This window comes from Agrobacterium sp. LMR679 (genome assembly GCF_027157905.1).
GTDB classification, from domain to species: domain Bacteria; phylum Pseudomonadota; class Alphaproteobacteria; order Rhizobiales; family Rhizobiaceae; genus Agrobacterium; species Agrobacterium leguminum.
In genome coordinates this window covers 595,232-613,187 of record NZ_JAPVOJ010000001.1, presented here as the reverse complement: position 1 = coordinate 613,187, position 17,956 = coordinate 595,232, and the positions used below count along the sequence as shown (strand labels likewise).

Below are 17,956 nucleotides of genomic sequence, written 5' to 3'. Positions count from 1 at the left end.
TCCCTAGACAGACGGTTGCAAGGCTGCATCGAGCAGCTTGCGCCCATTGCCAGCCAGCCAGGACCTGAAAGTGAGAAGGTCGGGGTTAATTTCGCGCATGACTTTCAGATCGACGAGCTCGGCGAGCGGCCCGTCTACCAGGCTCTCTGCCATATGCGCGAGATCCGTGTTTGCAGCGAGAACGTCATCGGGAAACCGTTCATAGGTTATCGAGCGACCGGCCGCTTCGCTGAAAGCGACCTCAAGTTCATGCCCGGTCAGTCGATCGCTCGCGATCTTAAGTGTTGCACCGCCAAAGCGGTACTTGTCGGCAAGCACGGCAGCGACAAACCTGCCGATGTCTTCCACGGCGGTAAGCTGAATGGAATGGTCGGGTCGGATCAGGGACACCAGCCGGCCCTCCTCCAGACCGAAGCCAGGTCGCACCAGCATTTCCATGAAAATCATCGGCCGGATTATGGTCGTAGCCATGTCGAGCTGTCGAATATGGGCTTCAATACGGGGCTTGGCGTCGAAACGCGGAACGCCTGTCAGTTCATTCCCCACGCTGGCGCCTGAGGAATAAACAAAATGGTTGATGCCGGTTTCGGCAGCGATATCCGCAATCGATATACCATGACGGACTTCGTCTTCGGCAGCCAGGCTGGCTGGCAGTACGCTAAAGACACCGTAAGCGTCTTTCATCGCTGTGCGGATTACTTTGGTCTCTTCAAATGAACCCTGCACAAGCTCGACGCCTGAATTCCGCAATTGCAGCGATGCAGCTTTGGTGGAGTCCGGAACGAGTGCGCGAACAGGCCATCCCGCCTTCAACAAGGCTTTGGCGACAAATCCTCCCTGCCTTCCGGTAGCGCCGAAAACCAGAATGGGGTGCTTGCTATTGGTCACTTGAAACCCTCGCGTTAAACAAGGACCGTCTATATATACGAATGTAATTCTGCCGGAAGACGGCACATTTTTCAGCATCAGGCACAAGGATGATACCCTTGGAAGAACAGATCGATGCCGGCCCATCGCGCGGATCAGAAAACGACAGACACTTCAGACCCATTCCGTCAAACGGAGTCTGCAGCCTGCTGAGTGACAAATGGACTGTGCCGGTTCTTTGGCGTCTTTCTCTCGCGGAAGATCATCGGCTCCGCTTTTCGACATTGAGAAAAGAGGTCGGTGAGATCACCCAGCGCATGCTGACGCTCACCCTGCGTAATCTCGAGCGTGAGGGATTTGTTGTGCGTCACTATTTTCCCGAAGTGCCGCCGCGTGTCGAGTACGAACTGACAGAGATCGCCCATGGAGCTTTGCGCGCCCTTGAGGGATTTAACTTCTGGGTCCACGACAATCTGGACACTATCAGAGCGCGCAGGCGCGCTTACGACCAGGCGGAGTTGTAAATCCAAGGGACCGAAATTGGCTGAAAAGGTCAGATGTCGGTCCAGTTTAGCAGCGCTGGGCTACGCCCGCTTTCCTCAGCATCCCGCCTGCTACGAGGCCCGCCTGTTCAGCTTGGTGAGATCGATTCCGAACCAAGCAGCGCTTCCGGGGCTCGGAACCTTCCGTGTGGCCAGCCAGTTTTTGTCGGTGAAGCTAGAGGAACTGACCATGCCCAAGAAAATTTCGGCCCCCTCCAAGACGACCGACCCTAAAGAGCAGCCTGTCCGCCCTTCCGAGGGCCAGGTGGAGCCCGCCGAGCCGGACGATCGCCAACATCCGCCGCGAGATACAAGAGAGACGCCGGCTCCGAACCCAAACGACAAAGGGCTTCCGAACAGGGCGCCTGAATAAGTCGGAAACCGAAGACGGACTTAAGGCGCGCGATCGGTAAGAGCGTCGGCTCCCCTCCTGCTCGACGCCATGCCCTGAATAACGTCCCAAGTTTGGGATCACCCACAGGTTTGCCCTCAATACTTGAGCAAATAAGTGCGTGGAACCTATGTGCCTGATTTAGTGCATTTCATGCGGTGGCCGCTGGTTCGATTCCCTTCAACTACAGTGGCTGGGAAATGGTGCGTCGGCGGTGCGTATCTCTTCAAGACTTTTGACCGGCTGCAAAGCAGACGAAGCGATGGCGCCGCGCAGACGTAAATCAACCCGCTACCTTTCGGAGCGATTTCTCAATCTCTCCTCCGCAATAAGCGTTGCCGTATTCCTCAAAACTTTTATTGTTCAAAGCAGCCAGCGAAGTTGTGGCTACCACTCTTCTGGAAAGACCCCAGATTGTAGGTGACGTATCCTCAATGATGCCCTGAATGACAGGGAACCGGTCAGCGACCGTAGTCCAAAGGATTGCAGTCGCTATATCTGCTACGCCAATCTTTTCTGTTCCCAGCATAAAGCCGGAACTAGCACTCAAGCCGTTTCGTGCCCCGGTATCCGCGAAAATACGGACCCATTTTTGGAGGCGTGGGACGAATTCCTCCCATTTTTCAGGTGTCCACATTTCGCGCCCGCCGTTGAGAGTCAGCTCATCAAGGACATCATTGGCATCGTTAACGATCTTGGCGCTGAGTGCGCGGCCCTCAATAGTTGTCGGCAACATATCCAGCCGCTCACCCAGATAGATGGCGATCGCCGGCATCTGGGAGATCGCAAAATTGCGCTCACGGTCAATCAGAACCGGTGGTCCCATGAAGGCAACCGGCTGCTTTTCCACCCCACAATCCATAATATCTTCAATCGCCTCGACATCGTGTTCATCCCAGGAGTACCCACAATGGGCCAGAATTCCGCGGATGAACTGACCTCGAAAAGGAACTGGCCAGTAATAAAGGGCGAAGTTTTTCATGCCGTCCTCCATTGGTCATGCAAACAACGAACGGAGTTGGTTGTTACCAGTTCCCGACGTGCACTAAGAGTAAAAATGGAACTCAAGGAATGCTTTGACGGCTTCAATGGCGCAGGAAGAGTTGTTTTTGGACGTAAGGCCCTGTTCTTTACGATTTCCTCGCTAAAAACAGAGCACCCTGCGGGGTAGTCATCTAACCTCCACACGAACGCCATGCTCAGTCTCTTGAGGCCGCCGTTTTTCCGCAGGCTGAGTGTTCACTCCCCCATCACCACCCCCTCGCGTCGTGGGTCGGCGCTGCCGGCCAAGCCTTGGGCGGTGATTTCGACAGCATGCAGACCGGAATTCATCTCACCCGGTTTCACCTCGTAACCCAGCGCCTTCAGCGGACCGACCAGTTCTTCCGCGCTGGTGCCGGCCTCGATGTCGTAGGTACCGAACCGGTTGATGAGATGCGGCTGGGCGACGATCACCTCGACGGGCATGCCCCAGTCGATATAGGCGATCAGCGCCTGGGCCACATAACCGATGATCTGGCTACCGCCGGGCGAACCAATGGCGAGCAGCGGTTTTCCATCCTTCATCACGATAGTCGGGGCCATGGAGGAGCGCGGCCGTTTGCCGGGCTCGACGCGGTTGGCGATAGGGAGGCCGCCGTCATGGGTCTTGAAGGAAAAGTCCGTCAATTCGTTATTGAGCAGGAAGCCATTCGTCATCAGACGCGAGCCGAAACCGCTTTCGATCGTCGTCGTCATCGAGACAACGTTGCCATCCTTGTCGACGATGACGAAATGGCTTGTGGAAGGCAATTCGAGTGCGGCATCCCGACCGAAAAGTAGCGCATGGTCCCATTCCGGCTCGCCGGCCTTGACGGCATCGTTGGCCAAGGCCCTGTCGCCGTCGAGAAGCTTTGCTCTGTCGCCTAGATAGGTCTTGTCCAGCATGCCCTTGATCGGTAGCGGCACGAAATCGGTGTCAGCGACGTAACGCTCGCGGTCGGCGAAGGCCAGACGCTGCGCATCGCCGATAATGCGCCAACTGTCGACATTTTTCGGGCCTAGAGATCTGAGATCGAAATTCTCCGCCATGCCGAGCATCTGGCCGATGGCGATAGCGCCTGACGATGGCGGTCCCATACCGCAAACGTCAAGTGCACGATAGATAAAGCAGACCGGTTCGCGCTCGATGACGCGATAGTTGGAAAGATCGGAAAGCGACAGCACGCCGGGATTGTCGGCTGCCTCGCGCACGGTCTTGACGACCGCCTCGGCAATTTTCCCCTTGTAAAGGCATCGGCGCCGCCTTTGGCGATCGCTGCAAGCGTCTCGGCATAGGCCGGGTTCTTCAATGGAGCACCGGCCTGCAAGGCTGCCCCGGAGGTGTCAAAGAAATAGGACCGCGCCTCTGGATATTTCTTCAGCCGGTCGCCCTCGGACGCGATGAGGGAGGCAAGACGCGGCGACACCTGAAAACCCTCGGTCGCCAGCGTTTCCGCCGGCTTCAGCAGGCTTGCCCACTCCGCCTTTCCATAGCGTTTGTGAGCTTCCTCCAGAAGTCGCACCGTTCCCGGCGTGCCAACGGAACGGCCGCCGATTACTGCGTTCATGAATTTAAGCGGCTGACCCTTGTCATCCAGGAAGAGCTTTGGCGTGGCTTCCATCGGCGCCGTCTCCCGGCCGTCCAACGTTGTCAGCTTGCCGCTTTTTGCGTGGTAATAGACGAGGAAGGCGCCGCCGCCGAGACCGGAACTCTGCGGCTCAACGAGGCCCAGCACGGTCTGCACCGCCACCATCGCATCTATGGCGTTACCGCCCGCGGCGATCACGTCGCGCCCTGCCTCGGCCGCCAGCGGATTGGCTGCGGCGACCATGAAGCTCCTTGACTCGACACGTCTGGCAGTCGCAACCCCCGTCGCTTTCTCTGGCGCCACCGTGTCGGATGCCTGCTGGGCGCAGGCGATTGCGCTGGAAAACATTAAGGCGAGAACAGCCTCACTGAGAAATTTCATTTTCATTAGCCTTATCCTCCAGAGCGGCACAATCGGTTAATGTGAGAAGGGCATCTGAGCCAGCAGCCAGGTCAAACCCGTAGCGATTCAGGCGCGGATGATTTTCCGAATTCTTCCTTCGTTTCCGCAGAGGCCCGGCGTCACCCGTATTTCAGCCTCGTCCGCGAGTATGAGTAAAGCGTTTAAGCATTTTGCCGCTTTTTTCACGCGGTCTATCCGATCGCAGATCACGTTGCGCAGTTGGATCGGAGCCAGACCAGCTTGCAAGCTGTTAGCCGTTACGCTCTCACCCCGTACCCGGATAAGGCGCTATCCCTTTATCCCGCTTGCCGCGATACTGGAGATGAACAGCCTCTGCAGGCAGAGATAAAAGACCAGCACCGGCAGGGTGATGATGGTGAGATAGGCCATGACTTCGCCCCAGGGCGTGTTGAGCTGGAAAAAGTATTGCAGCCCAACCATTACAGGTCTGTATGCCTCGGACTGGGTAACGAGAAGCGGCCACAGATACTGCTGGCTATACATGACGAGAAACTTCAGGATCGCAGCCGTTGCGATCACCGGGCCGCTGAGCGGCATAACCACCTGCGCGTAAATCCGCAGCCAGCCGGCCCCGTCGATGCGCGCCGCCTCCAGTAACTCCTTCGGCAAATCCTTGAAATATTGCGCGAAGAGGAAAATCGTCAGCCCGTCTGCAATCCATGGAATGATCTGCACATGCCAGGAGTTGAGCCATCCCCAGGTGAACCCGTTGCTGCCAATCCATGGCAGGTTGTTGACTTCCAGCAGGAGCGGCACGGCAATTGTTTCAAAGGGAATGATGAGCGTGGCGAGGATGATCGAGAAGAGAACATCCTTTCCGCGCCAGTTCAAAAAGGTGAAGGCGAAGGCGGCGAGCGAGCCAAGCAGCAGCGCGAGAAACACGGTAACGCCCGTCACCACAACCGAATTGAATATGAAGGTCGCAATCGGTGCCCGGGCGAAAGCTGCCGTATAGTTTTCAAGCGAGAGATTTCCCACCGGCAGGAAGGCTCGTATCGATGTGGCGTCACGCAGCAACTGGTCGTTCGGTTTTAGCGACGAGAACCCCATGAACAACAGGGGCAAAATGAAGATCGCCGCGAAGGCAAGCATGAGCGTATAGTTACCGATGAGAAAAGCGAGGCTGTTGCGTTGTCCGGCCTGCATCATGGCTTCTCCCTTGTGAGGTATCGCTGGGTTAGCGAGATACACAGGACAAGCAGGAACAGGACGACCGAAATTGCGGAACCGGCCGCGATGTCCTGCTGGCGGTAACCTCGCTCAACCGCCTGATAGACAATGCTCTGCGTGGAATCGCGAGGCCCGCCTTTGGTCATCACGTCGATCTGCGCAAAAAGGGCAAAAGCCTGCATGGTGATGACGATGATAATCAGCACGGCCGTGTTGCGCAGCAGCGGCCAGGTTATCATGCTGAACTTCTGCCAGCGGTTCGCGCCTTCGATATCGGCAGCCTCGTAAAGATCCGGAGAGATGGTTTGCAGACCGGAGAGCCATATGACCATGTGGAACCCGACGCCCTGCCAGACTGACATGATGAGGATGGCCCACAGGGCTGTATCCGTTCTGCCCAGCCAGTCGACTGGCTGGAACAGCCCTAAGCTCATATAACTCAAAAGGCTGTTCAGAAGCCCGTTATCCGCCGCGTAGATAAACCGCCAGAGCAGCGCCACCACCACCACCGACAGCACGACAGGCATGAAGTAGATCGCGCGGAAAATCGTGACGCCGGGAACCTTCTGGTTCACCAGCAGGGCAAGAAACAACGCCAGCGCCGCCTGAACCGGTGCAACGACCGCCACGAAGGCAAGCGTATTGACGAGCGCGGTCAAAAACACGACGTCGCGCGCCAGAATGATCATCTGGTTCTCACCCCAGGTGAAGCTCTTATATTCCCGCATCCCCTCCAGATGGGGATAGTCGGGATTGTTGCGGGTGAAATTGCGAATGCGCGGATAGGAGATGGCGCCATCTGCGCCCTGTTTAAGGCTCCCATCCGCCTCCCTTTCCGGCTCGAGCGTGAGCACACCAATACCCAGCAGCCGGGTGTAATTTTCAACGCCGACAAACTCGGTTGGATTGGGAGATGTCAGCCGCTGGTTGGTGAAGGAAAACCCGAGCCCCAGCAGAAAGGGCGTGATCAGGAAAAGCCCGATCAGCACCAGCGCCGGTCCAGCCATGAACCAGCCCGTCAAGCCGTCCCGGGTCAGTTTCCCCTTTGAAGAAAAGAGCGCCATCGATCACACGCCCCTATTTGGGTTGGTAACCGGAATTGCGCTCTATGTTGTTGTTTATCTCGTCGGCCGCGTTGTCCAGCGTATCGGCAACATCCGCGCCGTTGGCAATGTCGGACACGGCCTTGGAAAAGACCGGTGAGATGAAGGCGTAAGCGGGCGTCACCGGGCGCAACGTTCCCTGACGTTTCGAGAGCTCGAAGAAAACCTCGAGCGGGCCGCCCTGTTTGTAGTTCTTCGTCATCTGGGCTGCCGAAGACGTGGCCGGGATGAGGCCGATCGCATCGGAGAACTGCGCGAGATATTTGTCCTGTATGGCGAATTCGATGAAGGCGGAGGCGCCTTCGGGATGTTTGCTGGTGGCTGAGACGCCAAACTGCCAGGAGCCTGCACCGATCTTTGGACCGTTCCCGAAATCAGGGGCAGGCAGGAACAGCAGGTCGTCTCCATATTTCTCCAGAGCCTTCACCGCAACCCAGTTGCCCATCCATTGCAGCGCATGGCGGCCTTCCAGAAAGCCGGTTTCATGGTCGGCAGGCGATTGCGATGTTCCGGGTGCGAGTTTTTTCTGGAACAGGGACTGCCACCATTCTCCGAACTTGATGGCGTTGTCTCCGTTGAGGGCGTTCTCGGCAGTTTGATAATTTTCCTTGTCGATCAAACTGCCGCCGAAGCTTTCCAGAAACGGGCTGAAGGCATAGCTGTACCATTCGGTTTTATCGGCCATGCCGAGGTCGATCGCATATTCGAATTTGCCGCTGGCCGCGAGCTTTTCGAGCACTGCATTAAATTCCTCGCCGCCCCATGGCTGGTCCAGCGTCGGAATGCGAATGCCATTTTCATCGAGAACGGATTTGCGGGCGAAGACCGCGACAGCCGCATCCCACAGGCCGACCGAATAGAGCTTGTCTCCCCACTTTCCCACCGCGCCGGGCAGAAAATTGGCAAGCTTTGCCTCATCGATCTGCAGTGGCTGCAGATAACCGGACCACGCCCAGTTCGGCATGTTGGGGCCGTCGACATCCAGAATGTCTGGCAGCTTGTTGGAGAGCGCGGCGGCGGTGACGGATTCGTTATAGGCGGTTTGGGGGAACTCCTGAAGCGACACCCGCCAGTCCGACTGGGACGAATTGAAGTCCTCGATGATGCCGGCCAGAATCTTGCGTTCTTCCACATTGCCCGCGCCGTGATACCACATGGTCAAGTCGGTCTGCGCCAGTGCCACGGTGGAAAAAAGCGTCGTCAAGGCAGCGGCTGCCCCCGCAAAAATGGCTTTGGTGATCATAGATGGTCCTCCTCCTGAGGAAGAGTAACTTCAGCATCCACCGATTGTTCCGCAGAAAATTTGCGTTCTGGTGGTCCGAAACAGACCATCAAGGTGAGGGGTTCTTTTCCACCGCTTCGACAGGCGTCGCCTGAATGACCTCCGGAGCGGCACCGTATTCCGATTTGTTTTGCCGCTGGAAGGCGATAAATTGCCCGGCGGGGAGGGGCCTTGAAAAAAGCCAGCCCTGACCGAAGTCCACGCCATGTTCGCGCAGATAGGCTGCCTGCTCCTCCGTCTCGATACCTTCGGCGACGGAGAACAGGCCAAGTTCACGCGCCATTCCGATAATATGGAGCGTGACGGTGCTGGTGGCGGTGTTCCTGCCGATCGTGTCGACGAAGGACTTGTCGATCTTCAGGGCATCCATCGGGAGCCCCTGCAAATATTGAAGGCTGGAATAGCCGGTGCCGAAATCGTCTATTGCGACGGAATGACCCGCCCTGCGCGCTTTATCCAGGGTAATTCGGGCCGCGTCGATGTCGATGAAACCGCGCTCCGTCGCTTCGAGCCATATTTGCTCCTTGCGGATACCGGCAGGCGTCAGACGCTGATCGATGAAATCCAAAATTCGTCCGGTTTTGATGTCCTGGGCGCAGAGATTGACGGCGATGTGCAGCGTACGATCCTCAACCAGCATAGGCCCGATATCGGCAATAATGGCTTCGACGACCTGATCGGTAATAGGCTCTATCAATCCGGTCTCCTCAGCAAGGGGAATGAAAAAATCTGGTCTTACAAGGGTGCCATCGGGCCGCCTCCAGCGGACGAGCGCCTCCGCGCCGACGCATATATTGGTCTTCAGATCGATAATCGGCTGATAATGGACGACAAATTCGCGATTCCGAATTGCGATTTCCAATTCTGTTTGCGGGGACAACCGCTTGCGCGACATCCAGACGATGATTCCGACGATAAAGGACGCAATGAATGCCCCGATCGGCAAAAGAACCATCAGCTCGCGCAGGAGTTTCTCCCGCATAGCCGCCCTCGGTTCGAGGACGATTGCGGTCAGCCCATCGTCTTTTACGACAGAGTAAAGCGAAGTATCACTGACACCCCGGCCCGCCTGCGCCGCAAGTGCCGTTACAACGCGCGCATCCGGCTGGTTCTGCGTGCTGATGACCTGCCCATGATCGTTGAGAAGCGCGAGGGATATTCCGTCTCGCAGTATGATATCGACAAAGCGGGAAGGCGCGACGAGCGCGTTGTGATGGCCGAGGTGCAGACTCGTCATCTGATCGCCATGGCTGACACCCGGCTGAATACGCAACGTCACTTCGATGCCTTCGGACGTGACATAATCGATATGGGATTTGGCGATATTTCCTGCGGTGCGGCCCCAGGACGTACATTTGATAACGCCGTTTTCGAAATAACCAATCTCCTCGATTGACGGAACATTGATCGTCACGATCCGCATTTGCGCGATATGTTGATCCGAACACGCAGGAAGATGCGCGGCCTCGATTGCTTCCAGCGCGCCTTGCGCTTCCTTGAATGTATTGTCGGCGCGCGCGAGTGACCTTTCGGCAACGAGAGCCAGGATGTCGAGTTCCTTTTGGACCGCGACCCGCCAGGAGGTCCAGGCCATGGCGGCAATGGGAAGCGCGGCTCCGATTATGGCCAGAAGTATCCCCACTGCTATTACGCGCCAACGCCGAGCCTGCATTGTTACTCTCCAACAGTAGCCGGAGAACAAATTGTCCTGTTCTCCTTAATTTTTGCTGTGCGCAAACTGGCGAAAGTCGTGGAGCAGTTTTTGGTGCATCAGTTTCCAGAAGACCCCCAGCCACTGGGCGATGGTGACCGTTGCGGGCTTATTGCTTTGGCTTTCTCCTCAGATTCCCGACCCATCGAGCTCGCGGGCATCCTCGCCCTCCCATGGAGCGGGCATCGTGAGGCCATCGGTATTGGCGGAGGGCATCGGCATCCAGCACTTCAATTCCGGCTCCGCGTATTCGATGATCCGCCCCGGCGAAGAGTCTGAGGCACGCCAGCCTTCTGAACCGTACTGGTCGCCCTTCGACCAGTACGCAAGGTCTACCTGGGACGGCCCTTGTTCGGACGAACGTATCGTGATGAGAATCCGATCTCCGTTTTTCGGCGCGCTTGCCATATGGCGCCATCGTTGTGGTTTGTCCATCATTTCCCCCTCGTTTCGGCATTCAAGTGTCGCCTCACCGTCCAAGAGGGTCAACTCAAACTTTGTATGCAAGCGGGGTAGAAGCGGAACTCCAGGCTCTTTGGAACTTCTTCGCCGACAATTTTTTTCGTATTCCATAGGTTCCAGTGTTAGCCCACCTTTCCCGTCGGTATTCGCAGGGTCGTCCCGATCATGATCATCCTGACGGCATCTTCCGCCGCGCGCGCCTTCGGTGCCTATGAGATCGCGTCCTCCAGCGAGCAGGGTCGGATCAATATTGAGGCGAAAGCATCGATCCCGCAATCGAAATTGAGCCTGATACCCTTGCCGATCGTGCCTGCAAGGGCAATGACGGGAACGCCGGCCGTCTTGGCACGGCGGGCAATTTCAGCCGGAACCTTGCCGAAAGGTGTCTGCCCGTCGAGGCTTCCTTCCGCGGTGATTACGAGGTCGGCTTCGTGGAGACGGGATGACGATCCACGGAAGAGGTCGGAAACGTCGCAGCGTTCTGGCCTACGCATCTCCGTGGGTAGAACTTCGTTCGCCCGGCTCCACTTTATCTCGACGCAATGCTGTCCGTAGTCAAAGAAGATGGGAAAAACATCCGCTCCCTCGGCGACGAGCGAATAGGTAAACGTAAGGACTGCTATTCGTACCGATCGTGGCGGCGGACCCAGTCCATTCCTTCGCCTTCGTTGCGTCCCTTCGGGGCGAGATCGAGTAGCTGATAGGTACCCATCATCGCCTCGACGCCGCGCCCATAGGTGGAGTAGGTGCGGAAGACCTGCCCGGCGTCGTCCTTGTAGAAGGCGCTGATGCCCGGCCACTCCTCGCCAAGTTCCGGCCACTCTCCGAAATTGTAGTCGATCTTGCCGGAGGCGACCTCGTCGGGTGTGAAGCTGACACGGAAATCGTGATTGAAGTCATTTCCGAAGGACGACACCCATTTGAAGCGCCAGCCCATCCGTTTACGGTAGCGCTCGAGGTCGGCGAGCGGTGCACGTGATATGGCGATCATGGTAACGTCGTGATGCGAAAGATGATTGTTCATGCCATCGGTATGATCGGCCATAAAAGAGCAGCTCGGGCAACCCTCCTTCCATCCCGGCGCGAACATGAAGTGCTGCACCAGAAGCTGCGATCGGCCATCGAAAAGATCGGCAAGCGTTCGTGGGCCATCGAGCGTATCGAACACATATTCCTTTTCGATCTGCACCCATGGCAGCGCCAGCCGCTTTTGGGCGACCTCGTCACGGTGTCGAGTAAGCTCTTTCTCCGCTTTCAGAAACTCCCGCCGGGCGGCGAGCCAGTCTTTGGTTGAAACGATTTTGTGGTTCATTGTCAGTCTCCTCGGGTTTTTGGGGATGGACATTGCCGCCAGTAAGCGGAAGCGAGCTTCAGCCAGGGCGGCAGGTGAAAGAGGGTCATCAGCAGGTACATGAAGGCCATGTCGCTGATCGGCAGCGCGCCGGACGGGGACGCGCAGATTCTCGCCTGCATGTCGTTCGCCGAAATCCAGGCCATCGACGCGAAGGTCGGCGAAGCTGCAAGAACGAGCCAGCCTGTGACATCGCCTGATAGCAGCGTGTCCGAAGAGCGTTTTCTCGTTGGTTTGGACATTGCCATTTCTGAATTCCCAATTGAGGTTCGACAATACTTCCTGCGACGCTTAACCTGACAAGAATCTATGTCCGAATGGCGGGAGAGTGTGAGTAACAAGTGTGACGGGATTTGAATGGACTCTCTGATTACCTTCGCGGCGCGGGCGCTTGCGGCGGGTGATCCGCTTGCAGCGCTCAAGCGCATCGCCTTACGCGCCGATGCCCCGGCGCTCGCCCTGCGTGGCATTGCCATGGCGCAGCTCGGCGACCTTGCACGCGCGAAGGAACTGCTGGGAAACGCGGCGCGCGCTTTCGGCAAGCGGGAGCCCATGGCCCGTGCGCGATGCAACGTTGCGGAGGCAGAGATCGCGTTGGTCTTGCGTGACCTTGGCCGTCCCATGGAGGGGCTCGCCGCCGCCCGGACAACGCTGGAGGCATTCGGAGACTTCGCGAACGCCGCGCATGCCGGCTATATCGAAGCAAGGCGCTTGCTGTTGATCGGCCGTCTCGACGAGGCCAAGCGGGTTCTGGACGGCATGGATGCTGGTGCGTTGCCTATGACATCGCGGGTAGGCTACGAGTTGGTGGTCGCGGGCATCGCGATGCGCCGCATACGCGCGAAGCCGGCTCGTGATGCGCTCGATCGCGCAGAAAACGCCGCGGAGGTGGTTGGCAATGCTGCATTGAAAGCCGAAGTCAATAGAGCCGTACGGGCCTTCGAAGCGCCTGCCGCGCGGCTGGTCGCGCGTAATGGAGAACGGCTTCTTCGGCTCGATGAGGTGGAGGCGCTCATTGCATCGGGGGCGCTTGTCATCGATGTGTGCCGGAACGTCGTGCGTGTCAATAAAGCCATCGTTTTTCTCGCGAATCGTCCGGTCCTGTTCGCGCTCATGCGCGTGCTCGGTGAGGCTTGGCCGGAAGATGTCACGCGGGAGGAGCTTCTTGTCCGCGCCTTTCGTGCACGGGAAGCAGATGAATCGCACCGCGCTCGGCTGCGGGTTGAGATCGGGCGTCTGCGCGAGGCAATCAGGCCCTTGGCGCAGATACGCGCCACCGAGCAGGGGTTCGTATTGGAGTCACATGACGGCGGCGCGGTCGCGGTGCTTGCGCCGCCCGTCGAAGAAAAGCATAGCGACGTGCTGGCGCTTCTCGCCGATGGCGAGGCCTGGTCCAGCTCCGCGCTGGCGCTCGCGCTCGATGTCAGCCCGCGCACGGTGCAGCGGGCGCTCGATACCCTTGAGAAAAATGATAAGGTGGAGTGGTTCGGCCACGCACGCGCCCGTCGCTGGATTGCGACGAGCGTTCCGGGTTTTCCGACAAGCTTGTTACTCCCCGCCATCGGCATTTCAGGCTAGGATGAGGGCATGAAACACACAGCCGCCGAAATTATCCGTGAATATGGCCCTTTTCCCGGAGTGGATCACGTCCATGGGGTCAGCTTTGACGGCCGCCGCGTCTGGATGGCGACAGGCGCAAAACTGGAGGCGTTTGATCCCGACAGCGGAGACGTGCTGACCTCGCTCAATATTGCCGCGGATGCCGGCACGGCATTCGACGGCGAGTACCTGTTCCAGATTGCTGAAGCGGTGATTCGGAAGGTCGATCCACAGACCGGCGAGGTGCTCGCCACGATTCCCGCCCCCGGCAATGGAGGCGATTCCGGCCTTGCCTGGGCTGAAGGTTCGCTCTGGGTCGGGCAACATCGGGGCCGCAAAATCCATCAAATCGATCCCGAGACGGGAAAGGTGCTACGAACGATCGAAACCGATCGCTTCGTTACCGGGGTCACGTGGGTCGACGGCGAGCTCTGGCACGGTACGTGGGAGAACGACCAAAGCGATGTCCGCCGCATCGATCCTTCAACCGGTGAAGTGCTGGAGCGGTTGGATATGCCGGCGGAAATGGCAGTTTCGGGGCTTGAATCCGACGGACGCGATCGGTTCTTCTGCGGCGCTGGCGATAGCCCCAAAGTTCGCGCAATACGCAGGCCAAAGCGATCTGAAACCGCAATGTGAAACAAGAAGCAGTTCGCCGGTTTGTGCGATCTTTATTCGATGGCCCTCTCGGCGGTGACCGTCGGCCTGCGAGAAAGTGGTTGTCGCTTTGCAGCGTCAGCCCGAACGAGGTTGCCAGCTCAGAACAACTACATGCACTGCCGTTCCGGGTCGCCGACAGTCCGCTCTCGCGGCGGCTCTGCCGTTTCGTGGTGCCGATCAAATGGCAGGTTTCAGGTGGCAGAAGCGCGTCGGGAGCCGTCAGAATCCTCAGTCGAAGGAGCTCTTGGACCTGTTGCAACCCTGCCGCGGATCTCCGGCAAGTCGAAGCTCGCTGAGGCGATACGTTATGTCGCCTCGCGTTGCTCCATCTTCGAGCGCTTTCTCACCGACGGCCGCATCGAGCTCGACAGCAACATCGTTGAGCGGCTACAGCCATCACCCCTTGTTTTCGGCACCGTCCTCCCACACTACCTCTTCGCGGGGCTGTGCCTTTAATCCAGCCACTTCGGTCTCCAGCCGATCCAGCCGTTTTTCCAGCGCGATGAGGTAGTCTCCCTGCTGATCGTCGATACCCAGGATGGCATCTTCCCACGATCGCCATTTTTCTCGAAAACGCTTCAACATTTCAAATCTCCATGGCCATCCATTTTACAAATCGGCGCTTGCTGGCCCCACAGTATGAGCGAGCATCACGCCATTCGCTCCGAAAGGTGGATCACCTCTGCCGGTCGTCTCAATCCGGTGGCGACAACGGAGACTCTCAGCCGCCCTTCAAGCGCATCATTGAATGTCGCGCCAACGACGATATTGGCGTCGTCATCGACTTCCTCGCGAACACGTGTTGCAGCTTCGTCGACATCAAAAAGGGTCATGTCCGGTCCGCCGGAGATCGAGACGAGAAGGCCTTTCGCTCCCCTGACGGACGCTTCATCGAACAGCGGATTGGCAATCGCTGCCTCGGCGGCATGTCGGGCGCGGGCGTCTCCTGTTGCCTCGCCCGTGCCCATGACCGCTCGACCCATGTCACGCATGACTGACCTTACATCGGCGAAGTCGAGATTGATCAATCCTTCCTTGAGGATCAGATCGATGACGGAACTGACCCCGGCATGCAGCACATGATCTGCCATTTCGAAGGCATCCGCGAAGGTCGTCTTCGCATCGGCAACCCGGAAGAGGTTCTGATTGGGGATGACGATCACCGTGTCCGCGCATTCGCCGAGACGCTCGATTCCCTGCCGCGCTGTTCGCATTCGCTGGGTACCTTCGAATGTGAAGGGCATGGTGACGACGCCGACCGTCAGTATGCTTGCCTTGCGCGCAGCATGGGCGATAACGGGTGCGGCACCTGTTCCCGTTCCACCCCCCATGCCCGCCGTCACGAAACACATATGGGTTCCGTGGAGGTGATCCATGATCTCGTCAATCGACTCTTCGGCTGCCGCCTGTCCAATATCGGTCAATGATCCGGCGCCAAGTCCCTCCGTGACGGTCGGGCCAAGCTGGATAAGGCGTGGCGCTTTTGACATGGACAAAGCCTGGGCATCGGTGTTCGCAACGATAAACTCCGCGCCCTCGAGATCGTGCATGATCATGTTGTTGACAGCATTGCCGCCGCCACCGCCGACGCCGATGACGGCAATCCTTGGCTTGAGGAGCGTTATGCTGGGCGGCGAAACGACAGTCGTTGGTTGCATGGTGGGAGCGTCCTGGTGGAGACTATGTTCAAAGGGGACCACGCACGAGGTTTAGTCAGCTAATGGCGTACGATTGCCTCTCCTCGGCCAGCGTCGAAACACTGCGCTGGCATTGACGCCACCGAAGCCGAAGCCATTGGATATTGCATATTCAACATTGAGGGGTCGGGCATTGTTTGCGACAAAGTCTATGCCATTGGCCTCAGGGTCCGGTGAACTGAGATTCAAGGTCGGGGGCGCGATCTGGTGCTGGAGCGCCAGGATCGTGAAAATAGCCTCAAGGCCGCCGGCGGCCCCCAGCAGGTGCCCCGTCGCCGACTTCGTCCCACTGACCGCGATCGACTTCCTTTGGCCGAACAGGCTCTTGATTGCTCTGAGCTCTCCGAGATCTCCAACCGGGGTCGATGTCGCATGTGCGTTCAGATGGCCGATTTCGTGCGGCGCGATACCCGCCTGCGCGATGGCGATTTGCATTGCCCTGCGGGCGCCGCTTCCATCTTCCGGCCCGGAGGTAATATGATGGGCGTCGGCGGTCGTTCCATATCCAACGAGTTCTGCTATCGGCGTCGCACCACGAGCAAGGGCGTGGCTCAACGCTTCAATGACGAGGATGCCTGCACCTTCGCCCATCACGAAGCCGTCGCGCGCGGTGTCGAAGGGACGTGACGCTTTGGCCGGGGTCTCGTTAAAGCCTGTCGATAGTGATCTTGCCGCTGCGAAACCACCAAGGCTGACAATGTTCATACAGGCCTCGGTTCCACCACAAACCGCAATGTCGGCTTCATTGGATCTGATCAGTCGTGCTGCATCGCCAATCGCCTGAACGCCGGCGGCGCATGCCGTCACCGGCGCTCCCAGCGGGCCTCTAAAGCCATGCCGGATAGAGACTTGGCCGGCGGCGAGATTGACAAGAAAGGATGGAATGGTGAATGGCGAAAGGCGGCGGACGCCGCGTTGGTCGACGGTGCGCACCGCCTCCGTTATCGCGGGAAAGCCACCGATGCCCGATGCGATGATTGTCGCCGTTCTCAGTTTTTCTTCTTCGGAAGCTGGCTTCCAGTTCGCCTGCGCGAGAGCCTCTTCCGCCGCCGCCAGCGCAAAGATGATGAAACGGTCGACCTTACGTTGATCCTTCGAGGACAGGGTCCTGTCAGGATCAAATCCTCCTTCAGGATCTTCAGCCAGTGAAGGGACAACGCCTCCGATTTTTGAAGGCAAATCCCCGACGATGTCGTCACCCAGCCGACGGATTCCGCTTTTGCCTGCAAGAAGGCGCGACCAGGAGATATCGACATTTGCACCAAGGGGGCTGACGGCTCCCATTCCTGTTACAACGACACGACGCATTTGCATTTCCACCTGTTTACGATCAAAAATTTGGCACGCCTTCGGCGTCCGACCGAATGACTGGTCGTGAACTTGGGACATGCGGTTCGCGCTATTCTCTTCTGATAGGCGTGCGGATTCGGCTGAGCTGTGCTAGCTATCGGCGACGAATATCCAAAAACTGTCCGTTAGTCGCTGCCATCGCGGCCAGCAATGCGCCGGACCTCGCTCGCTGCCGCATCGAGTACGCTCGTCGACAGCAGTTCATCCTCGATGATCCTGGACAGCGTCACCGCACCGATCATCATCGACAATATTGCCATGGCCTTTCCGCTTCGAGCCCTATCGTCACCCTCTCCGATGAGTTCTTCGAGCACCTGGAAATGCGCCCGGATACCATCCTCAAACGGGCGCCGAACTTCGGCAGTTTGACGCGCAGCATCGGAGCCGAGAGCAACAAGCGGGCACCCTTCTGCCTTTTCGCCACTATGGTCTTTGGAGAGGTAGATCCTGATAATCGACTCCAGGGGATCTGATGTGTCTGCTGCGGCATCAGACCACCTCCTCGTGGCGCTCTCGAGAGCACGCCGCGACGCAAGCGCCGCAAGATCATCCTTCGATGCGAACTGCTTGTAGAATCCACCTTGGGTGAGTCCTGCACCCTTCATTAGGTCTTTCAGGCCGATCCCGTCGAAACCATGCTCTCGAAACAACCGGCTGGCGACGTTGATCACCCTCTCCCGGTTTTCTTCTGCCTGTACGCGGCTCACTCTCATGTGGACCTCCAATTAGATTTCATTTG

General features: G+C 58.0%; 17 protein-coding genes and 2 pseudogenes. 5 read left to right on the top strand and 14 right to left on the bottom strand.

Annotated features, from left to right (window positions below; genetic code table 11):
- Window positions 1–3 precede the first annotated feature (3 nt).
- The gene (locus O3W47_RS02850) at window positions 4–888 is read right to left on the bottom strand and encodes an NmrA/HSCARG family protein (RefSeq protein WP_269312903.1); all 885 of its coding nucleotides are present in this window, start codon (window positions 886–888) and stop codon (window positions 4–6) included.
- Between the two features lie 89 nt (window positions 889–977).
- On the opposite strand from O3W47_RS02850, the gene O3W47_RS02845 reads away from it, so the two are divergent.
- The gene (locus tag O3W47_RS02845; RefSeq protein WP_080820142.1) at window positions 978–1,391 is read left to right on the top strand and encodes a winged helix-turn-helix transcriptional regulator; all 414 of its coding nucleotides are present in this window, start codon (window positions 978–980) and stop codon (window positions 1,389–1,391) included.
- Window positions 1,392–2,083: 692 nt separating this feature from the next.
- Here O3W47_RS02845 and gst read toward each other — a convergent pair.
- The 9 genes and pseudogenes from gst to O3W47_RS02800 all read right to left on the bottom strand — a co-directional run bounded on the left by gst (window position 2,084) and on the right by O3W47_RS02800 (window position 11,872).
- Window positions 2,084–2,782: a glutathione S-transferase gene (gst, locus tag O3W47_RS02840; protein WP_080820143.1), complete on the bottom strand. Its 699-nt coding sequence runs from the start codon at window positions 2,780–2,782 to the stop codon at window positions 2,084–2,086.
- Window positions 2,783–3,039: 257 nt separating this feature from the next.
- Window positions 3,040–4,796 (bottom strand): annotated as a pseudogene (gene ggt / locus O3W47_RS02835) (gamma-glutamyltransferase).
- 303 nt (window positions 4,797–5,099) lie between these two features.
- Window positions 5,100–5,981 (bottom strand): carbohydrate ABC transporter permease, encoded by an 882-nt coding sequence (locus tag O3W47_RS02830; protein WP_269312902.1) that lies wholly within the window; start codon window positions 5,979–5,981, stop codon window positions 5,100–5,102.
- Window positions 5,978–7,066, bottom strand: a complete 1,089-nt coding sequence (locus O3W47_RS02825) for a carbohydrate ABC transporter permease (protein WP_331283546.1) — start codon at window positions 7,064–7,066, stop codon at window positions 5,978–5,980. Before O3W47_RS02825 ends, O3W47_RS02830 begins: the two co-directional genes overlap by 4 nt.
- Window positions 7,067–7,079: 13 nt before the next feature.
- Window positions 7,080–8,348 carry a sugar ABC transporter substrate-binding protein gene (locus O3W47_RS02820; RefSeq protein WP_137454451.1) on the bottom strand — a complete coding sequence of 423 codons (1,269 nt, stop codon included), beginning with the start codon at window positions 8,346–8,348 and terminating at the stop codon, window positions 7,080–7,082.
- Between the two features lie 88 nt (window positions 8,349–8,436).
- Window positions 8,437–10,059, bottom strand: coding sequence for an EAL domain-containing protein (locus tag O3W47_RS02815; protein WP_137454478.1), 1,623 nt, complete (start codon window positions 10,057–10,059; stop codon window positions 8,437–8,439).
- A gap of 168 nt (window positions 10,060–10,227) precedes the next feature.
- On the bottom strand, window positions 10,228–10,533 hold the full coding sequence (locus tag O3W47_RS02810; protein ID WP_135398485.1) for a hypothetical protein: 306 nt from the start codon (window positions 10,531–10,533) through the stop codon (window positions 10,228–10,230).
- A 236-nt stretch (window positions 10,534–10,769) separates the two neighbouring features.
- Window positions 10,770–11,054 (bottom strand): glycerate kinase, encoded by a 285-nt coding sequence (locus O3W47_RS02805; protein ID WP_269312900.1) that lies wholly within the window; start codon window positions 11,052–11,054, stop codon window positions 10,770–10,772.
- Window positions 11,055–11,179: 125 nt separating this feature from the next.
- Window positions 11,180–11,872, bottom strand: a complete 693-nt coding sequence (locus O3W47_RS02800; RefSeq protein ID WP_135398137.1) for a DUF899 domain-containing protein — start codon at window positions 11,870–11,872, stop codon at window positions 11,180–11,182.
- A gap of 108 nt (window positions 11,873–11,980) precedes the next feature.
- Between O3W47_RS02800 and O3W47_RS02795 the strand changes: the two genes are divergently transcribed.
- From O3W47_RS02795 to O3W47_RS02780, 4 genes and pseudogenes are all read left to right on the top strand, one after another.
- Window positions 11,981–12,211: a hypothetical protein gene (locus tag O3W47_RS02795; protein ID WP_170985991.1), complete on the top strand. Its 231-nt coding sequence runs from the start codon at window positions 11,981–11,983 to the stop codon at window positions 12,209–12,211.
- A gap of 57 nt (window positions 12,212–12,268) precedes the next feature.
- Window positions 12,269–13,489: an HTH domain-containing protein gene (locus tag O3W47_RS02790; protein WP_135398141.1), complete on the top strand. Its 1,221-nt coding sequence runs from the start codon at window positions 12,269–12,271 to the stop codon at window positions 13,487–13,489.
- 9 nt (window positions 13,490–13,498) lie between these two features.
- Window positions 13,499–14,149 (top strand): Vgb family protein, encoded by a 651-nt coding sequence (locus O3W47_RS02785; protein WP_080820159.1) that lies wholly within the window; start codon window positions 13,499–13,501, stop codon window positions 14,147–14,149.
- A gap of 228 nt (window positions 14,150–14,377) precedes the next feature.
- Window positions 14,378–14,557: pseudogene (locus O3W47_RS02780) on the top strand (IS66 family transposase); the annotation flags it as partial.
- A 9-nt stretch (window positions 14,558–14,566) separates the two neighbouring features.
- Here the strand turns inward: O3W47_RS02780 and O3W47_RS02775 are convergent.
- The 4 genes from O3W47_RS02775 to O3W47_RS02760 all read right to left on the bottom strand — a co-directional run bounded on the left by O3W47_RS02775 (window position 14,567) and on the right by O3W47_RS02760 (window position 17,930).
- Window positions 14,567–14,755, bottom strand: coding sequence for a hypothetical protein (locus tag O3W47_RS02775; protein WP_135398143.1), 189 nt, complete (start codon window positions 14,753–14,755; stop codon window positions 14,567–14,569).
- A 65-nt stretch (window positions 14,756–14,820) separates the two neighbouring features.
- Window positions 14,821–15,828: a cell division protein FtsZ gene (ftsZ, locus tag O3W47_RS02770; protein ID WP_269312899.1), complete on the bottom strand. Its 1,008-nt coding sequence runs from the start codon at window positions 15,826–15,828 to the stop codon at window positions 14,821–14,823.
- Window positions 15,829–15,879: 51 nt separating this feature from the next.
- Window positions 15,880–17,175: a beta-ketoacyl-ACP synthase II gene (gene fabF / locus O3W47_RS02765; RefSeq protein WP_269312898.1), complete on the bottom strand. Its 1,296-nt coding sequence runs from the start codon at window positions 17,173–17,175 to the stop codon at window positions 15,880–15,882.
- A 167-nt stretch (window positions 17,176–17,342) separates the two neighbouring features.
- A complete protein-coding gene (locus tag O3W47_RS02760) occupies window positions 17,343–17,930 on the bottom strand; it encodes a TetR/AcrR family transcriptional regulator (RefSeq protein ID WP_174032031.1) in 588 nt (195 codons plus the stop codon).
- Window positions 17,931–17,956 lie beyond the last annotated feature (26 nt).

What these genes read in the sequence shown, in the direction of transcription:
- O3W47_RS02845 (WP_080820142.1), top strand. Translation starts at nt 978, where the DNA reads ATGATACCCTTGGAAGAACAGATCGATGCCGGCCCATCGCGCGGATCA.
- gst (WP_080820143.1), bottom strand. Translation starts at nt 2,782, where the DNA reads ATGAAAAACTTCGCCCTTTATTACTGGCCAGTTCCTTTTCGAGGTCAG.
- O3W47_RS02830 (WP_269312902.1), bottom strand. Translation starts at nt 5,981, where the DNA reads ATGATGCAGGCCGGACAACGCAACAGCCTCGCTTTTCTCATCGGTAAC.
- O3W47_RS02825 (WP_331283546.1), bottom strand. Translation starts at nt 7,066, where the DNA reads ATGGCGCTCTTTTCTTCAAAGGGGAAACTGACCCGGGACGGCTTGACG.
- O3W47_RS02820 (WP_137454451.1), bottom strand. Translation starts at nt 8,348, where the DNA reads ATGATCACCAAAGCCATTTTTGCGGGGGCAGCCGCTGCCTTGACGACG.
- O3W47_RS02815 (WP_137454478.1), bottom strand. Translation starts at nt 10,059, where the DNA reads ATGCAGGCTCGGCGTTGGCGCGTAATAGCAGTGGGGATACTTCTGGCC.
- O3W47_RS02810 (WP_135398485.1), bottom strand. Translation starts at nt 10,533, where the DNA reads ATGGACAAACCACAACGATGGCGCCATATGGCAAGCGCGCCGAAAAAC.
- O3W47_RS02805 (WP_269312900.1), bottom strand. Translation starts at nt 11,054, where the DNA reads ATGCGTAGGCCAGAACGCTGCGACGTTTCCGACCTCTTCCGTGGATCG.
- O3W47_RS02800 (WP_135398137.1), bottom strand. Translation starts at nt 11,872, where the DNA reads ATGAACCACAAAATCGTTTCAACCAAAGACTGGCTCGCCGCCCGGCGG.
- O3W47_RS02795 (WP_170985991.1), top strand. Translation starts at nt 11,981, where the DNA reads ATGTCGCTGATCGGCAGCGCGCCGGACGGGGACGCGCAGATTCTCGCC.
- O3W47_RS02790 (WP_135398141.1), top strand. Translation starts at nt 12,269, where the DNA reads ATGGACTCTCTGATTACCTTCGCGGCGCGGGCGCTTGCGGCGGGTGAT.
- O3W47_RS02785 (WP_080820159.1), top strand. Translation starts at nt 13,499, where the DNA reads ATGAAACACACAGCCGCCGAAATTATCCGTGAATATGGCCCTTTTCCC.
- O3W47_RS02775 (WP_135398143.1), bottom strand. Translation starts at nt 14,755, where the DNA reads ATGTTGAAGCGTTTTCGAGAAAAATGGCGATCGTGGGAAGATGCCATC.
- ftsZ (WP_269312899.1), bottom strand. Translation starts at nt 15,828, where the DNA reads ATGCAACCAACGACTGTCGTTTCGCCGCCCAGCATAACGCTCCTCAAG.
- fabF (WP_269312898.1), bottom strand. Translation starts at nt 17,175, where the DNA reads ATGCGTCGTGTCGTTGTAACAGGAATGGGAGCCGTCAGCCCCCTTGGT.
- O3W47_RS02760 (WP_174032031.1), bottom strand. Translation starts at nt 17,930, where the DNA reads ATGAGAGTGAGCCGCGTACAGGCAGAAGAAAACCGGGAGAGGGTGATC.